Here is a 14,337-nt window from a genome sequence, read left to right as displayed (position 1 = left end):
CCCATGCCGCACACGGTCGTCCCCCACTGCCTCGCTGGTGGTACTGGATCCGCAGGGATCTGGGAGGCCCAGTCGTGCCGACAATTTTTTTTACTAAATCCCTCTTTTCTTTGAAAAAGAGGGATTTTTCTTTGGGCCGACTCCGTTGGCTGTAGACGGAGGCTTTGCTCATCCCTATGTTACAATGCTATCGACAGGGAAGGGGAAGGCAACATGGCCAAAGTGAGCTTTTGGGGTGGTGTGGGAACAACAGGGTCGAGTAAAGTGATGGTCGAAGAAGACGGGTGGCGGGTTCTTTGTGATTTAGGCTGGGATCGTCCACGCTCTGATTTGTATCATCACCCTGTCGATCCCAGACCAGGCCGTGAATTAGCTGACCGTTTGAGGGCGGGCGATGCGCCGTGGATTCCGCATTTATTTCGTGAGGAGGCGGTTCAGGGAACGGGACTGGCCGGCGGCAGTGATGGGCGCACGGTTCTCTTTATTACGCATGCTCACGTCGATCACATTGGCCTGATAGGCTGGGTGGATCCCGTCGTTCCGATTTATGCGGCCAAGGAAACGATTGCGATTCGCGACGCGTTAAATGCCGTTGGGCGCGCCGCGCAAGCGGATCCGACATTTGAATTAATCTTTGCGGAAAAAGTGATGTTGGAAGGCGAACGGCCTTACATGCTTCCCATGGAAGCGGGACGGCCACTGTCTTTTGGCCCTTTCACGGTGACGCGTTACCCCGTTGATCATGATGTCCCAGGGGCTTCAGGATACATCGTAGAAAGCCGTGGAAGGCGGGTGGCCTTTACAGGGGATATTCGCTTGCATGGTCGTCATACCGAGTGGGTTAAAGAATTCTGTCACCAAGCCCGTGGCGCCGAGGTCTTGGCCATTGAAGGGACCACACTGGGAGCGAAATCAGCCGAAACAGAAGACCCTGTGACAGAGGCACACGTCGACCACGTCTTTGGCCAGATTTTGCACAACACGCGCGGATTGGCGTTAATGACTCTTAGACCCCGAAATATCGAGAGAATTGAAGCATTTGACCGCATTGCACGGTCTTATGATCGCACCATCTTATGGTCCAAGGAATTTGCGGTGTTTCTTAAGGCCTATGGCATCGATGCCCACATGGTGACTTATTCGGCTGGCCAATTGGAAAACATCAAGGCGTCACCCAATCGGTACATTCTTCAAATGTGGCCCAAAGATATTCCTTGGATGATGGATTTGTCATTAGGGCCAGACAGTGTCTTTATTCATGCCGACGGGGAGCCCCGCCTTTCGTCTCCTGCCGGCCGCTCGTTACAGCGTTGGTTGGCCCAGTACCATGTCCCTTTACGGACGATTGGTTCACGTGGACATGGCAGTCCTAAAGCCATCCATCAGATTGTGGAATGGATCAAGCCCCAGGTGGTCTATCCGATTCACACTCATGCTCCGGAGTTGTTGGAGCCTAGCCCCCCGACGATTCGGATCGTGCCCGAATATGGTCGACGCTATGACGTGTAAACAGCCCGGCAGCGGTAGGTGGCTGCCGGGCTGTTATTGAGAGATACTTAATGCGTGATCTCGAAGGCATTGATGACGACGACGACCACCATGAAGAGGACATAAACCCGAAGTCCCCAAATGATAACCTTCAGAGTGGGGGACAACGGCAGGCGGCCCAGTTTCTCCACTTTCTCACGCGCGGATTCGTGATCCGCGAGCAATTCTTCGAGCGATAGGTCAGGCACTTGTTGGGTGTCAAGCGTAAGGGAATTCATCGATAAGACCTCCTTAATTTGGTATTGGCAGGCGGGCGTTGGATAGTCCAGAGTGTTCAAAACAGACGGGGAAAGATAACGGAGATGGCATAAATGATGCCAGCTGTCGTGACAAAGATGCCAACGGTGAGTCCCATGGCATTGAGCCACCATGTGCTCCGGTGGGGGCCCATGATTTCGCGGTCATTGGCGAGAATGAGAAGAAAACCAATGGCCGGCGGCATCGTTAGCACAGCAATGACATTGACCATGATAACGACCATTTCCAAGGGGAAGCCAGGCAACAAAACTAAAGCGCCGGCGACGGCTGCGATGCCAATGAGGATGAGATAAAACCCTTTGGCCTCGCGAAAGGACCGGTTAAGGCTGTGAGCCGTGCGAGTCACTTCGCCAAAGGCATAGGCGGAAGATGTGGAAATTACCGTAGCGGCTACCAGTCCTGCTTCCAACACGCCGAGGGCAAATAATGCTCCTCCAATGCGGCCAACATAGGGGACAAGCGCTTGGGCAAATTGTGCAGTGCCAAACTGGCTTGCATTCATGTGATGTACATAGAGGGGCGCTGTGGCTATGATGCAGCCCAGCGCCGCAATAGCCGCAAGGGCAGCTCCTAAGGTGGTATCGATGCGGCCGTGGCGTATGTCCCGTACGGTGAGGCCTTTGTCGCTGACGGCGCCTTGTTGAAAGAAGAGCATCCAGGGGGTGATGGTGGCACCGATGTCGGAAAGCAATAAAATCAGCATATTGACATTAAACCCACCGGCTAGGGGTTGCCAAGACCAAAGAGCGTGAACCACAGAACCCCAGTGAGGATGGGTCATGATAGCGACTGGAACAAAGACGAGATTGCACAGGGCCAAAGCCAAAACAAGACGTTCCCATGCCCAATAGCGACGCACGACAACCGCAATGCTGACGATAACGACGCCGCCGCCTACGGCAGCCCATGCGGGAATCCCAAAATAGCCAGCCCCAGCGACCACACCAACAAATTCTGTGACCAAGGTCAAAAAATTGGTAAATAACAGGTCAATCATGGCAAAATTTCCCCAAAATCGGCCAAAACGTCGATAAATCAAATCGGCGTGCCCCGTTTGGGACGCCGCGCCCAAGCGGACCGTGATTTCCTGGGCGACCAACGCCATCACAAACGTGAGAACAACGAAGGGGAGAAAGAAGCCTATGCCGAATTGAGAGCCTGTGGCTGCATAAGATAGCATGCTAGGGGCATCATTTTCACCGAGCATCACCAAAAGACCGGGACCAATCAAGAGCCACAGAAGCTTGGCAGGGCGGCGAGTCAGGCGGGCGGTCTCTACCTGGCGCCGGTCGGCAGCACGGTGCAAGTGCTCTTGCGTTAATGGGGTCTTTGGGGGAGTCTGGGGGGTCATGCGTGCATCACCTCAAGTTTCTTAGTAGTAGTTTTCTTTGTTAGCCTCAGGCAATAACACACTATGGTGGGACAAAAGCAGAGGTGAAAGTGATTCCTGATTTTCTTGATCTGTGCAGTGTTGGCAAAAATTTGGGGTATGGTATTATGTGGGTGCATCCTCCATGGCTTGACAGAAGTGGTATACTACAAATGAAAAACAACAAAAGTCAAAGTCAGCAAAGAGGGGAGCGTCATGGCGAGTCTTAGCGATGAAATAGAAGAATACTTAAGACGCTTGCTATCGCAATCTGAAGCGGGTGTGATTGAGATTCAGCGTGCCGATATCGCCGAACGTTTCGACTGCGTTCCGTCCCAGATTACCTACGTGCTGATGACGCGTTTTACACCAGAGCGTGGATATTTGGTGGAAGGACGCCGTGGAGGCGGGGGCGGCATCAAGGTGTTGCAGCTCATTGAAGGTTTTGAAGATGTGATGCTTGCAGTCCAAGGCTTAGAAAGCATTGATCAAAATCGTGCGGTGAGTGTGGTGGAAAGGCTTTACGAAAGCGGGCATATTACCGAACGGGAACGCGCTATGTTGCTTGCGGTGGTGCGTCGCGACGTCTTGGGAGTAGGATTGCCAGAACGTGATCGCTTACGGGCTAGGTTATTGCAGGCAATGCTGACAACTCTCTTGCGGCCTAAAGGGGCGACTTAACGATGGAAAATACTCATGAAGCGCGTGGTGATCGCGCGCAGCTGTGTCAGCGCTGTGAAACACGGCCAGCCTCTGTGCATATGACGACGGTGGTTAATGGCGAAAAGTTTGACCGGTATTTGTGCGAAGAGTGCGCGCGACAAGAAGGGGCCTATCATTTTATGCTAGCACCCCAATTTACGATTCAACATGTATTAGGGGGATTAATTGGCCTAAATCCCTCGGGACAGCGGGCTGCACCTATTCCCGACAAACAATGTCCCACGTGTGGCTATTCCTATCAACAATTTGCGGAGACCGGACGGCTAGGATGTGACCGCTGCTATCAAGCTTTTGGGAACGAGTTAGAGCCGTTGGTCAAACGGTTGCATGGAAGTGTGGAGCATCACGGCAAAGTGCCGCGCCGAAGTGGGCAAGATATTTTGCATCAACGCACGCTTGAGGATTTACGCGCGAAAATGCGAGAAGCCATTGCGCAAGAAGCATTTGAGGATGCAGCACGGTTTCGTGATCAAATTCGCACGCTTGAAGAACAGCATGTCGAGTCACAAGGGAGCCAAGACCATGGAACCGTTTAGTGCGTGGATGCAGGCCCAAGGACCCGATGCGGACATTGTCTTATCCAGTCGCATTCGGTTGGCGCGGAATCTGAAGGATACGCGCTTCCCCAATCATATGACCGCTGATGGTGCGCAGACAATGTTGGCCCGGGTGGAACAAGCTATTTTAGGCGTGCAAGGGGGATGGGCGCTACATTTTCAAAAACTTGCAGACTTATCACCGGTCAACCGCCAGGTCTTGATGGAAAAGCACCTCATGAGCCCGGCCATGATGGAAGATCCCATTGCGTTTCGAGCCGTTGCCATCGACGAGCGAGAAAGCATTAGTATTATGGTGAATGAGGAAGACCATCTTCGCTTGCAAGTGCTGTTGTCCGGCTTGCAGCTCTCAGAGGCATGGTCAGTGGCTGACCGGTTGGACGATACGCTGGAAGCTACGCTAGACTATGCGTTTGACGCCCGTCTGGGATATTTAACGGCTTGTCCAACCAATATTGGGACGGCCATGAGGGCTTCTGTTATGGTGCATCTGCCCGCCTTAGTTTTGACACGCCAGGCGTCTCAAGTCTTTACCACCTTAGCTCAAATTGGGATGGTTGTTAGGGGACTATATGGTGAGGGCTCGGATGCGGTCGGCAATATTTTTCAGATTTCCAACCAAGTGTCCCTCGGGCTGAGTGAGGAAGAATTCATTCATAATCTCGCAACGGTGACCCAGCAAATTGTCGGGCGCGAGCGCCATGCCAGGGAATATCTACAACATAACGCGGAGTTGATGCTTGCCGATCGTGTGGAGAGGGCATGGGGTCTTATGAGTCACGCCCGCATTATGACGTCAGAAGAGGCATTACGTCTGCTTTCGGAAGTGAAACTGGGCCAAGATTTGAAGTTATTACCGGCAACGAAAAGTACGTTCGCGCAACTCACACTCGTCACGCGTCCGGGATTTTTGCAATCGCAGAGCGGCCGGGAATTAAGTGCAAGCGAACGGGATCAAATGCGGGCAACCCTGTTACGCAAACGGCTGCAAGATGAGGCCCAGTCAGCCTAAAGGAATAGGTGTCAGGGGATGCTTTAGAAGGGAAGGGGAATAGCGATGTTCGGACAATTTACCGAAAAGGCGCGGCGTGTGGTGATTCATGCCCAAGATGAAGCGCGCCGTATGGGACATAATTTTGTAGGCACGGAGCATCTGCTGTTGGGATTGATTCGCGAAACGAACTCATTGCCCGCGAAAGTACTCCAGTCAATCGGGTTGGACCTGGAAACAGTAAGAGCCGAAGTGTTGAAGGCAACCGGGCGAGGACCTGCTATTGGCCCCAATGAGGAGGTCACATTTACACCCCGGGCGAAAAAAGTCGTTTTGGAATTGGCTGGACAGGAAGCAAGAGCTCTCAACCAAAATTACATTGGGCCTGAACACTTGCTCCTCGGATTGATTCGTGAAGGTGAGGGTGTCGCGGCACAAGTATTGTTGGCAGCGGGCGCCGATTTAAACAAAGTCCGTCACCAGCTCTTGCACAATGCGGCGGGAGGACAACAAGCGGCTAGCAATGCGTCGGAGCAGGCGCCATCGGTGAATACGCCGACCTTGGACCTCTATGGACGGGACTTAACTCAGATGGCACGAGAGAACAAGTTGGATCCGGTCATTGGCCGAGACACGGAGGCTGAGCGCGTCATTCAAATTTTGAGTCGGCGCACGAAGAATAATCCGGTATTAATTGGAGAGCCGGGTGTAGGCAAGACGGCTGTGGTTGAAGGCCTAGCAGAGCGCATTGTGGAAAACAAGGTGCCAGAAATTCTCAAGGACCGCCGTGTGGTGGCGTTGGACTTAGGGGCCATGCTGGCCGGCTCTAAATACCGGGGAGAGTTTGAAGATCGTCTAAAACGCGCCATGAACGAAATTCGTGAAGCGAAAAATGTCATTTTATTCATTGACGAGATGCACACGATTGTGGGCGCTGGCGCTGCGGAAGGAGCTATTGATGCGGCCAACATTTTAAAACCAGCCTTGGCGCGGGGTGAGTTGCAAGCCATTGGAGCGACTACCTTGGACGAATATCGCAAATATGTTGAGCGGGATCCGGCCTTGGAACGACGGTTTCAGCCGATTATGGTGGAGGAGCCTTCCGCAGAAGAAACGCTTCAGATTTTAAAGGGCTTGCGTGATCGCTACGAGGCCCACCACCGGGTCAACATTATTGACGAAGCCCTGGAGGCGGCGGTGCGCCTCTCTGACCGTTATGTTTCGGACCGGTTTCTTCCCGACAAAGCGATCGACTTGATTGATGAAGCCGCGTCGCGGGTGCGTTTGAAGAGCTATGTCGCCCCGCCTGACTTAAAGGACTTGGCCGAAAAATTGGAAGACATTCGCAAGGAAAAAGAAGCGGCCGTCCAAGCGCAAGAATTTGAGAAAGCGGCGCAAATGCGGGACGAAGAGCAGAAGCTGCGTGAGGAGCTAGAACGTGAGACTCAGGAATGGCACGCCCGCCAAGGGAAGGAAGCCATCAATGTCACGCCCGAAGATATTGCGCACATTGTCTCGTCGTGGACAGGAATTCCCGTCGAAAAACTTAAAGGCGAGGAATCGGAACGTCTCTTGAAGCTGGAGGATGAACTACATGCCCGGGTGGTGGGGCAGCAAGAGGCCGTTGAAGCCGTAAGCCGTGCCATACGCCGGGCCCGGGCCGGGTTGAAAAATCCGCGCCGGCCGATTGGATCATTTCTCTTCTTGGGGCCCACAGGAGTTGGGAAATCTGAGCTGGCCAAGGCCTTGGCGGCGTCACTGTTTGGCGATGAAGAGGCCATGGTGACGATTGATATGTCCGAGTATATGGAACGCCATGCCGTGTCACGACTCATGGGCGCTCCGCCCGGATATGTGGGATATGAAGAAGGCGGTCAATTGACAGAAGCGGTGAGACGCCATCCGTATTCTGTGGTTTTGCTTGATGAAATTGAAAAGGCGCATCCTGAGGTTTTTAATATTCTTCTGCAAGTGTTGGAAGAAGGACGGCTGACAGAAGCTAAAGGGCGCACGGTGGACTTTCGCAATACCGTCATCATTATGACCTCAAATGTGGGAGCTGACCTGATTAAACGTCAAAACACCATTGGGTTTCGTCGGGAGTCGGATGAAGGGCATTACCGCGAGATGAAAGATCGGCTGATGGATGAAGTGAAGCACACATTTCGTCCCGAGTTTATCAATCGTGTGGATGAGATTATTGTGTTCCATGAGCTGTCTGGCGATCAACTGGCACAAATTGTGGGGATTATGCTGAAAGAGGTTGAAGACCGCCTGCAACAAAACGGCTATACGTTGGCGATTACTGATGCGGCGAAGCTCGTTATTGCTAAAGATGGCTATGATCCCGTGTTTGGTGCTCGTCCCTTGCGCCGTGCAATTCAGCGGCTGGTGGAAGACCCCTTGGCAGAGGCGATTCTGGCGGCGAAGTTCCCGGAAGGGGCGCATATTTTGGTGGATGCGGAAGATGGGAAACTAACGTTTACCGAAATGACGACCAGTGACACTGTGCTTAATGACCAGCGGGGGTGAGGACAATCCGAGAACAGACGCGGTATGTGTGCCAGGTTTGTGCCACCACCAGTGTTCGCTGGATGGGCCGCTGTCCGGGGTGTGGTGGGTATAATACCATGGAGCAGGAAATCGTCCGGAAGGAGCCGACTCCGGCTCCTTCCGCTTCCGGTTCGGGAGCCACGCCGGTGCCGATTACCACGATTGAAGCGGAAAGTACTGTGCGGATATCGACCGGGATTGCCGAGGTTGACAGGGTTTTGGGTGGGGGAATGGTGCCTAACGGATATTTTCTGTTGGGAGGCGATCCTGGGATAGGCAAGTCGACGCTATTGCTGCAGATCGCGGCGTTTGTTAGCAGGCAAGGACCGGTGCTCTATATTACCGCTGAAGAGTCTGCCGCCCAAACCCGAATTCGTGCACAGCGACTTGGTGCTTTGCCTGACCAACTTTATGTTATGGCGGAAGGTAACATTCGCATCATTGAATCGGTTATCACCTCCCGATCATGGCAACTCGTGGTAGTCGATTCGTTGCAGACCGTCTATGACGCGGAGATCGAGAGTGCACCGGGGAGTGTGGGTCAGGTTCGCGGCATTGCCGCTCGTTTGATGAAAGTGGCTAAAACGATGTGTCCAATCTTTTTGGTTGGGCATGTGAACAAAGAAGGGTCAATGCGGCCCGCAGCTTAGGGTAACTTAGGCTGAGGCACTGGGCTATATGCATGAAACACTGGGAGTGGCGCGCGAGAGCCCGCCGCAGCGGTCAACGTGCAGGAAACGGAGACAACTTTGGATCCTCAGAGACAATATGCCCAGCTCCTAGCGTTATGGGCTCAAGGTAATAAGGTTTTGCGTCGGCAATTCAATGGACAGGCACACACCCGTTCCTTAGAGGCTTGGCAGCTTGGACAAAGCATCGCGAGTCATGGCATAGGTGTATTGCCCATGCAATTGAATCCCGTGATCTTCTTTATCGCAGATGACCCAGATGACGTGAATGCGTGGTGTGTTCTCGTGGACGAGACGCTCAATAGCCAACGTGAGTGGTTTCGGCGACCAATCTGGCTCTCTTGGGATAATCGCTGGCAGTACAACGGGACATGGACCCTGCCTGCGGCGTTCATGGCGCGTTTGGGAAAACGTCAATGGCAAACCCTACGCCGGTATGTGGAAGGCCATGCAGATTCTGTTGCCTGGCACTCCCATGGGGACGTGCAAGACGTCTTGGCGGGACTTCGACACGAACCTCGCCGGATTGGACAAGCGCCCGCCGCCTTATGGCTTCCGCTGGCTCAATTATGGCGTCACCGTGGGTCATGGAGGCAGGTTGCGTTAGATCCGACGGACCATCTGCCGTGGCTGGAGTATGATGCGAACACCGACAAATTCCTATGGCCCCGAACGAAGGATGAAGACAGTGTCCAATAAGCGCTAGCAGGGCCCCGGGTGGTAGAGCATTTAGTCGACGTCGTGCTCATGTTTGAGGGGGACCGACAAAATATCTTCCGCGTTCTGCGGGGCGTTAAAAATCGTTTTGGTTCGACCAGTGAGTTAGGACTTTTTGCGATGGAAGGGGAGGGATTGGTTGGGGTTGAGGACCCGTCCCGTATGCTTTTAGAAGAGCGACCTGTCGATCGGCCGGGATCAGTCGTTGTCGCAGCGTTTGAAGGCACACGTCCCTTAATGGTGGAGGTGCAGGCGTTGTTGGTGCGGAGCTTTGGGACCCCTAGGCGCGTGGTCTCAGGCATGGATCCACACCGCGTGGCATTAGTCTTGGCGGTCATTGAACGGCATTTACGCTTGAGGATTTCCGAAATGGATGCGTATTTCAAAGTCACCGGCGGCGTATCCATTGATGATCCCGCGATGGATTTAGGCATTTTAGCGGCCGCAGTATCCTCGTTGACCGGCCAAGCGATCGGGCCTGAGTGGGCGGTCTGTGGGGAAGTCGGGTTAACAGGTGAAATTCGACGCGTTCCCCGCTTAGAAGAACGTGTCAAAGAAGCGGGGGGGCTTGGGTTTACCCGTTTAGTGGTGCCCGGCACGGTGTCATCGGTTCAGCCCGGGATATTAACATTTGCCGCGACGCGCATAGGCGACGTGATTGCGCGGCTCGGATTAGAAAGTCCGGAGGACTGAGAACGTGAATGAGGATCCACTTTTAGAAATATTGGCTGGCGTGGCGCCGGGGACACCTTTGCGGGATGCGTTGGACAATATTTTGCGCGCCCGTACGGGGGCCTTGATTATCATTGGAGGGGAACCCGCCATCGATGAGGACTGCGATGGCGGGTTCCCCCTGGATGTGCCCTTTCAGCACCAGTTAGTGTATGAACTTGCTAAAATGGACGGCGCTATTTTGTTAGATCGTCACCTCGAGCGCATTAGGCGGGCGAATGTCGAAATGATTCCCAAAAAATATGCCCCGTCTCATGAGACGGGGATGCGCCACCGGACGGCAGAGCGGATTGCCCAAACCCGAGATGCCACGGTTATCGCTGTTTCGCAAAGGCGACAAGTGGTGACCTTGTACCGCGGCCAGATGCGCTATATGTTGCATGACCTCAGCTACATTTTAACCAAGGCTACGAATGCCTTGGCGTCCTTAGGACGTTATGACCGCTTGTTTCGTAGTGCTACACGTCGCCTGGGGGAGGCTGAACAAGAAGGCTTGGCCACGCTGGGCGAAGTTGCCGAAGTGATGCGCAGAGGCTATATTGCTTTAAAAATTCGGCGAGAAATCAAACGCTACGTAGTTGAATTGGGCCGCGATGGCCATTTGATTGATTTGCAACTGGAGGAATATCCTGATATTTACTGGGAGTGGTTATGGCTGTGGAGAGATTATCAGCGAGAGGCTAATGCGCCACCTCCTCCCTGGGAAGAAGCGGAATCTTGGAACACCACGGCGTGGGGAATCGCTCTGGGATTTGATAGTCTGGGCCAGCCCCTATCTCCACGCGGATATAGGTGGCTATACCACCTACAACTTCTGCCAGGGCCTGTCATTGACCGACTCGGTAGCCACTTTGCAAGCCGGCAGGCATTAGCTGAAGCGACGGCTGAGGAATTATCCCTGGTTGGGGGCATAGACCACGATACGGGGTATCAGCTCTGGACGGCTTTGCATAGCGGCCTTGGCAAAACCGACGCCTAGCTGTGGGGGTCGGGTGTGTTTTTGCCAAATTCTTTGCTTTTTCTCATGTGTTCGGTGCTATCATAGAGAGCACGGGGGTTTTAAATTCTGTTTATTGGACTTGTAAATTAAGGTATTTATTCCACACCTCCGGGAGACACTAGAAATTGGGATGGCAAGAATTTGCTGGGTCATCTGAACAGGACAGGAGGAGGTGGCAGATATGGGAAAGACCATGCGCCAAATTATTATGCTTCTTGGGGCCGTTCTCGGGATTGGCGGCGTATTTCAAAATCTTCACATGCTCAAGGCTCTGCCATATCTGAAGGGGTTCGGGCCGGATCGCGGTGTCATTTTTCTCGCTATAGGATTGGTAGGCGGTGGGATTTTAGCCTATGTGTTGGGACCGTGGCTGTGGGGCGGAGCATCAAAGGCCATGGAGTGGGGGGAAAGTCGGCTGCAGAAAACGCCGACACAAGACTTGTTGTCTGGTGCCGTGGGCTTAATTGTTGGGCTGTTGATTGCCTTCCTTCTCACCTCGGAATTGACGGGATTTGGCTTGTTGGGCATTCTCGTGCGAATCGCTATTACCGTTGGTCTTGGCTATGTGGGTTTGCGCGTGTCGATTCGAAAAAAAGACGAACTTATGCGGCCGCAGAGCTGGTTGCCTCGGGTTAAACACCGAGCTGCCGCCGATAGTGTCAAGCCGAAGATTCTCGACACGTCGGTGATTATCGACGGTCGTATCGCAGACATTTGCCAGACGGGATTTTTGGAAGGCCCTTTGGTGATTCCGGGGTTTGTTCTCGAAGAGCTTCGCCACATTGCCGACTCAGCCGATGTGCTCAAACGCAATCGTGGACGCCGGGGCTTGGACATCTTGAACCATATCCAAAAAGAGCTCAAAACCCAAGTGCAAATTTACGAGCGTGATGTGGATCCCAATTTGGAAGTGGACTCGAAATTACTGAAGCTGGCTAAGATCTTAGACGGCAAAGTCATTACAAACGATTTCAATTTGAACAAAGTGGCTGCCTTGCAAGGCGTACCGGTGCTGAACATTAACGAGTTGGCGAATGCCGTGAAGCCGGTTGTATTGCCCGGGGAAGAGATGGTTGTCCATGTGATTAAAGATGGGAAAGAGTCTGGGCAAGGCATTGGCTATTTGGATGATGGAACCATGATTGTAGTGGATGGCGGTCGCAAATTTATTGGACAGACTGTTGCCGTCGTGGTGACGTCCGTGTTGCAAACAGCGGCGGGCCGTATGATTTTTGCTAAACTGAAAGCGGCCTTAAATAGTGTAGAATTGAGTGAAGCCTAAGCGCAATACGGTGATATCAGAACCCGGCGGAGGCCGGGTTCTTGTGATCTCGACACAATGACAACGGAGGATGATGGGTGAGAAGTTTTGGGTTGTTATTGGCAGCAGGTCAAAGCCTACGCATGGGCCCTTATGGGGCCAAGCTCTGGATCATGTTGCAAGGGCGACCAGCCTTCGCATGGAGCTTGGAACATTTTGCGGTGCACGGCCGTTTTGATGGCGGAGTGGTGGTGGTCCGCCCCGAACAAGAGGCGGATGTGTTGCGGTGGTTAGACATTTTGCAGTTGACACACTGGAAGACGGTTACGGGCGGACGTGACCGTTATTTATCGGTGCAAAAGGGGCTCGAAGCTCTACGTCCTCAGATGGATCCACTCGACGTTGTGCTGATTCATGATGCAGCGCGTATTTTAGTGCCAGAGGCCGTCATTGACCGTGTGCGACAAGCCGCGGCCGAATGGGGAGCGGCGTTGCCGGGAGTGGCCGTCACCGATACCGTCAAACGGGTAGACGAAACACAAGACGGGTGGGACGTCGCCCAAACCATCGCGCGCACATCCTTGCGTTTAGCGCAGACCCCGCAGGGATTTCATCAGCATGTCATATGGGAGGCGCATCGGCGTTGGACGCATGGGATCCCGACGGACGATGCGGAAGTCGTGGAGGCGATGGGGCACCGCGTGGTGATGGTGGACGGCGATCCCAATAACCGGAAGTTGACGACGCCTGAGGACATCTTGTGGTTTGAATGGAGGCTAAGCCATGGGTAATTCCACCCGTATTGGCCAGGGCATTGACGTTCACCCTTTGGTCGAAGGACGCCCGTTGATTGTGGGCGGGGTGGGTATTCCTTATGACCGGGGTCTTGAGGGCGACACGGATGGCGACGTATTAACTCATGCACTTATGGATGCAATTTTAGGCGCCTTGGCCTTAGGAGACTTAGGCACCTACTTTAAAAGCGACGATCCGAGGGTGCAAGGCGCCTCATCATTGACGCTCTTGCAACAAGTGGTCGTGATGATGAAACACCATGGATATCAACTTGTCTCAGCGGATATGACGATTGTGGCCCAAAAACCTAAGATGGCGCCTTATATTCTGGCCATGCGCGAAAATCTCAGCAGAGTCTGTGAGTGTGATCTAGACCGCATGTCCGTAAAAGCCACCACGACCGACCATTTAGGTGCCCTAGGACGGGAAGAAGGCATTATGGCCTTATGCGTGGTGCTCTTGGGGATCTAGCGCTAGATAACGCGTGATGCCTTGGTTGATGGCGCGGGCCAATTGGATTTGGTAGGCCGAGTTCACCAGCCGCGATTGGTCAAGCGGGTGGGTAATAAAGCCTACTTCTACGTTAATGGCCGGAACGCCCGTTTCTTGTAATACTAGCTGGCGGATGGGACGGGGAGGAACGAGGCGTCCGGCAAGCGGCGCAAGTGATGACGCAACCTGTTGAGCTAAAGCGTAGGAACTGCGGGAGCCGGCCCGATAATAGACAATGGGCCCTAGGGCTTTGGCCGTGGGCTCGGCGTTCGTATGAATCGAGACAAAAATAGCCGCGTGCCAATGGCGGCTTAAAGCCGCGCGCCAGTGCAGGTCGCGTGTGCTATGGTAAGGAGCGGGACTCACCGCTTGGTCGGTGGTGCGCGTCAAGTACGTCTGGATACGGTTAGATTGCAGAAACGTGGAAAGCGTCAGGGCAATGGCCAGATTAATGTTTTTTTCGTAAGGTCCTGTGGGGCCCGCGATGGCGCCGGGATCGGGGCCGCCGTGCCCCGGATCGATAACCACGACGGGAAGCGGGCCATGCACGGCTAGGGATTCATGGGGCAGTTTCCACAGCACCAAGCTGGCACAGAACAGGGCAACGAGGGCGAGTACTGGGCTCATGGCCGCAACCCGACGGATCATAGCG

15 protein-coding genes and 1 pseudogene are annotated in these 14,337 nt (G+C 53.7%); 13 read left to right on the top strand and 3 right to left on the bottom strand.

All coding sequences use genetic code 11. The features are described 5' to 3' along the window. Positions 1 to 213 precede the first annotated feature (213 nt). Positions 214 to 1,509, top strand: a complete 1,296-nt coding sequence (locus tag CO251_RS06875) for an MBL fold metallo-hydrolase (protein ID WP_103375052.1) — start codon at positions 214 to 216, stop codon at positions 1,507 to 1,509. Positions 1,510 to 1,556: 47 nt separating this feature from the next. Here CO251_RS06875 and CO251_RS06870 read toward each other — a convergent pair whose 3' ends face one another. Together CO251_RS06870 and CO251_RS06865 are read right to left on the bottom strand one after the other, a co-directional pair. Then, positions 1,557 to 1,766, bottom strand: a complete 210-nt coding sequence (locus CO251_RS06870) for a hypothetical protein (RefSeq protein ID WP_103375051.1) — start codon at positions 1,764 to 1,766, stop codon at positions 1,557 to 1,559. A 56-nt stretch (positions 1,767 to 1,822) separates the two neighbouring features. Beyond that, entirely contained in the window at positions 1,823 to 3,157 is a 1,335-nt protein-coding gene (locus CO251_RS06865) for an NRAMP family divalent metal transporter (protein ID WP_103375050.1), read from the bottom strand. Between the two features lie 234 nt (positions 3,158 to 3,391). Here CO251_RS06865 and CO251_RS06860 point away from each other — a divergent pair, with 234 nt between their 5' ends. The 12 genes and pseudogenes from CO251_RS06860 (at position 3,392) to ispF (ending at position 13,664) form a co-directional block, all read left to right on the top strand. After that, positions 3,392 to 3,856, top strand: coding sequence for a CtsR family transcriptional regulator (locus CO251_RS06860; RefSeq protein ID WP_103375049.1), 465 nt, complete (start codon positions 3,392 to 3,394; stop codon positions 3,854 to 3,856). Between the two features lie 2 nt (positions 3,857 to 3,858). Continuing rightward, positions 3,859 to 4,434, top strand: coding sequence for a UvrB/UvrC motif-containing protein (locus tag CO251_RS06855; RefSeq protein WP_103375048.1), 576 nt, complete (start codon positions 3,859 to 3,861; stop codon positions 4,432 to 4,434). Beyond that, on the top strand, positions 4,421 to 5,467 hold the full coding sequence (locus CO251_RS06850; RefSeq protein WP_103375047.1) for a protein arginine kinase: 1,047 nt from the start codon (positions 4,421 to 4,423) through the stop codon (positions 5,465 to 5,467). Before CO251_RS06855 ends, CO251_RS06850 begins: the two co-directional genes overlap by 14 nt. 45 nt (positions 5,468 to 5,512) lie before the next feature. Further along, a complete protein-coding gene (locus tag CO251_RS06845) occupies positions 5,513 to 7,978 on the top strand; it encodes an ATP-dependent Clp protease ATP-binding subunit (protein WP_103375046.1) in 2,466 nt (821 codons plus the stop codon). After that, a pseudogene (locus CO251_RS18040) lies at positions 7,975 to 8,073 on the top strand (hypothetical protein); the annotation flags it as partial. The gene CO251_RS06845 and the pseudogene CO251_RS18040, both read left to right, overlap by 4 nt. A 3-nt stretch (positions 8,074 to 8,076) precedes the next feature. Beyond that, entirely contained in the window at positions 8,077 to 8,649 is a 573-nt protein-coding gene (locus CO251_RS06840; RefSeq protein ID WP_242968385.1) for an AAA family ATPase, read from the top strand. A 99-nt stretch (positions 8,650 to 8,748) separates the two neighbouring features. Beyond that, positions 8,749 to 9,387 (top strand): hypothetical protein, encoded by a 639-nt coding sequence (locus CO251_RS06835; RefSeq protein ID WP_146039007.1) that lies wholly within the window; start codon positions 8,749 to 8,751, stop codon positions 9,385 to 9,387. An 18-nt stretch (positions 9,388 to 9,405) separates the two neighbouring features. Next, complete coding sequence (locus CO251_RS06830; RefSeq protein ID WP_103375043.1) at positions 9,406 to 10,098, top strand: DNA repair protein RadA; 693 nt, start codon at positions 9,406 to 9,408, stop codon at positions 10,096 to 10,098. A gap of 4 nt (positions 10,099 to 10,102) precedes the next feature. Further along, entirely contained in the window at positions 10,103 to 11,116 is a 1,014-nt protein-coding gene (disA, locus tag CO251_RS06825) for a DNA integrity scanning diadenylate cyclase DisA (RefSeq protein WP_103375042.1), read from the top strand. A gap of 202 nt (positions 11,117 to 11,318) precedes the next feature. Next, complete coding sequence (locus tag CO251_RS06820; RefSeq protein ID WP_103375041.1) at positions 11,319 to 12,419, top strand: PIN/TRAM domain-containing protein; 1,101 nt, start codon at positions 11,319 to 11,321, stop codon at positions 12,417 to 12,419. A 77-nt stretch (positions 12,420 to 12,496) separates the two neighbouring features. Further along, the gene (gene ispD / locus CO251_RS06815; RefSeq protein ID WP_103375040.1) at positions 12,497 to 13,189 is read left to right on the top strand and encodes a 2-C-methyl-D-erythritol 4-phosphate cytidylyltransferase; all 693 of its coding nucleotides are present in this window, start codon (positions 12,497 to 12,499) and stop codon (positions 13,187 to 13,189) included. Further along, positions 13,182 to 13,664: a 2-C-methyl-D-erythritol 2,4-cyclodiphosphate synthase gene (ispF, locus tag CO251_RS06810; RefSeq protein WP_103375039.1), complete on the top strand. Its 483-nt coding sequence runs from the start codon at positions 13,182 to 13,184 to the stop codon at positions 13,662 to 13,664. The genes ispD and ispF overlap by 8 nt, the downstream gene beginning before the upstream one ends. Here the strand turns inward: ispF and CO251_RS06805 are convergent. Next, the gene (locus CO251_RS06805) at positions 13,638 to 14,333 is read right to left on the bottom strand and encodes an N-acetylmuramoyl-L-alanine amidase (protein ID WP_103375038.1); all 696 of its coding nucleotides are present in this window, start codon (positions 14,331 to 14,333) and stop codon (positions 13,638 to 13,640) included. The genes ispF and CO251_RS06805 overlap by 27 nt on opposite strands. Between the last annotated feature and the right edge of the window lie 4 nt (positions 14,334 to 14,337).

It is taken from the genome of Sulfobacillus sp. hq2, from assembly GCF_002903155.1.
Lineage (GTDB): Bacteria > Bacillota > Sulfobacillia > Sulfobacillales > Sulfobacillaceae > Sulfobacillus > Sulfobacillus thermotolerans.
This window is presented reverse-complemented; position numbering and strand designations above follow the sequence as displayed.

Bases quoted from the DNA above. Each gene is read 5' to 3' on its own strand.
- CO251_RS06875 (WP_103375052.1), top strand. From the start codon at position 214: ATGGCCAAAGTGAGCTTTTGGGGTGGTGTGGGAACAACAGGGTCGAGT.
- CO251_RS06870 (WP_103375051.1), bottom strand. From the start codon at position 1,766: ATGAATTCCCTTACGCTTGACACCCAACAAGTGCCTGACCTATCGCTC.
- CO251_RS06865 (WP_103375050.1), bottom strand. From the start codon at position 3,157: ATGACCCCCCAGACTCCCCCAAAGACCCCATTAACGCAAGAGCACTTG.
- CO251_RS06860 (WP_103375049.1), top strand. From the start codon at position 3,392: ATGGCGAGTCTTAGCGATGAAATAGAAGAATACTTAAGACGCTTGCTA.
- CO251_RS06855 (WP_103375048.1), top strand. From the start codon at position 3,859: ATGGAAAATACTCATGAAGCGCGTGGTGATCGCGCGCAGCTGTGTCAG.
- CO251_RS06850 (WP_103375047.1), top strand. From the start codon at position 4,421: ATGGAACCGTTTAGTGCGTGGATGCAGGCCCAAGGACCCGATGCGGAC.
- CO251_RS06845 (WP_103375046.1), top strand. From the start codon at position 5,513: ATGTTCGGACAATTTACCGAAAAGGCGCGGCGTGTGGTGATTCATGCC.
- CO251_RS06840 (WP_242968385.1), top strand. From the start codon at position 8,077: ATGGAGCAGGAAATCGTCCGGAAGGAGCCGACTCCGGCTCCTTCCGCT.
- CO251_RS06820 (WP_103375041.1), top strand. From the start codon at position 11,319: ATGGGAAAGACCATGCGCCAAATTATTATGCTTCTTGGGGCCGTTCTC.
- ispF (WP_103375039.1), top strand. From the start codon at position 13,182: ATGGGTAATTCCACCCGTATTGGCCAGGGCATTGACGTTCACCCTTTG.
- CO251_RS06805 (WP_103375038.1), bottom strand. From the start codon at position 14,333: ATGATCCGTCGGGTTGCGGCCATGAGCCCAGTACTCGCCCTCGTTGCC.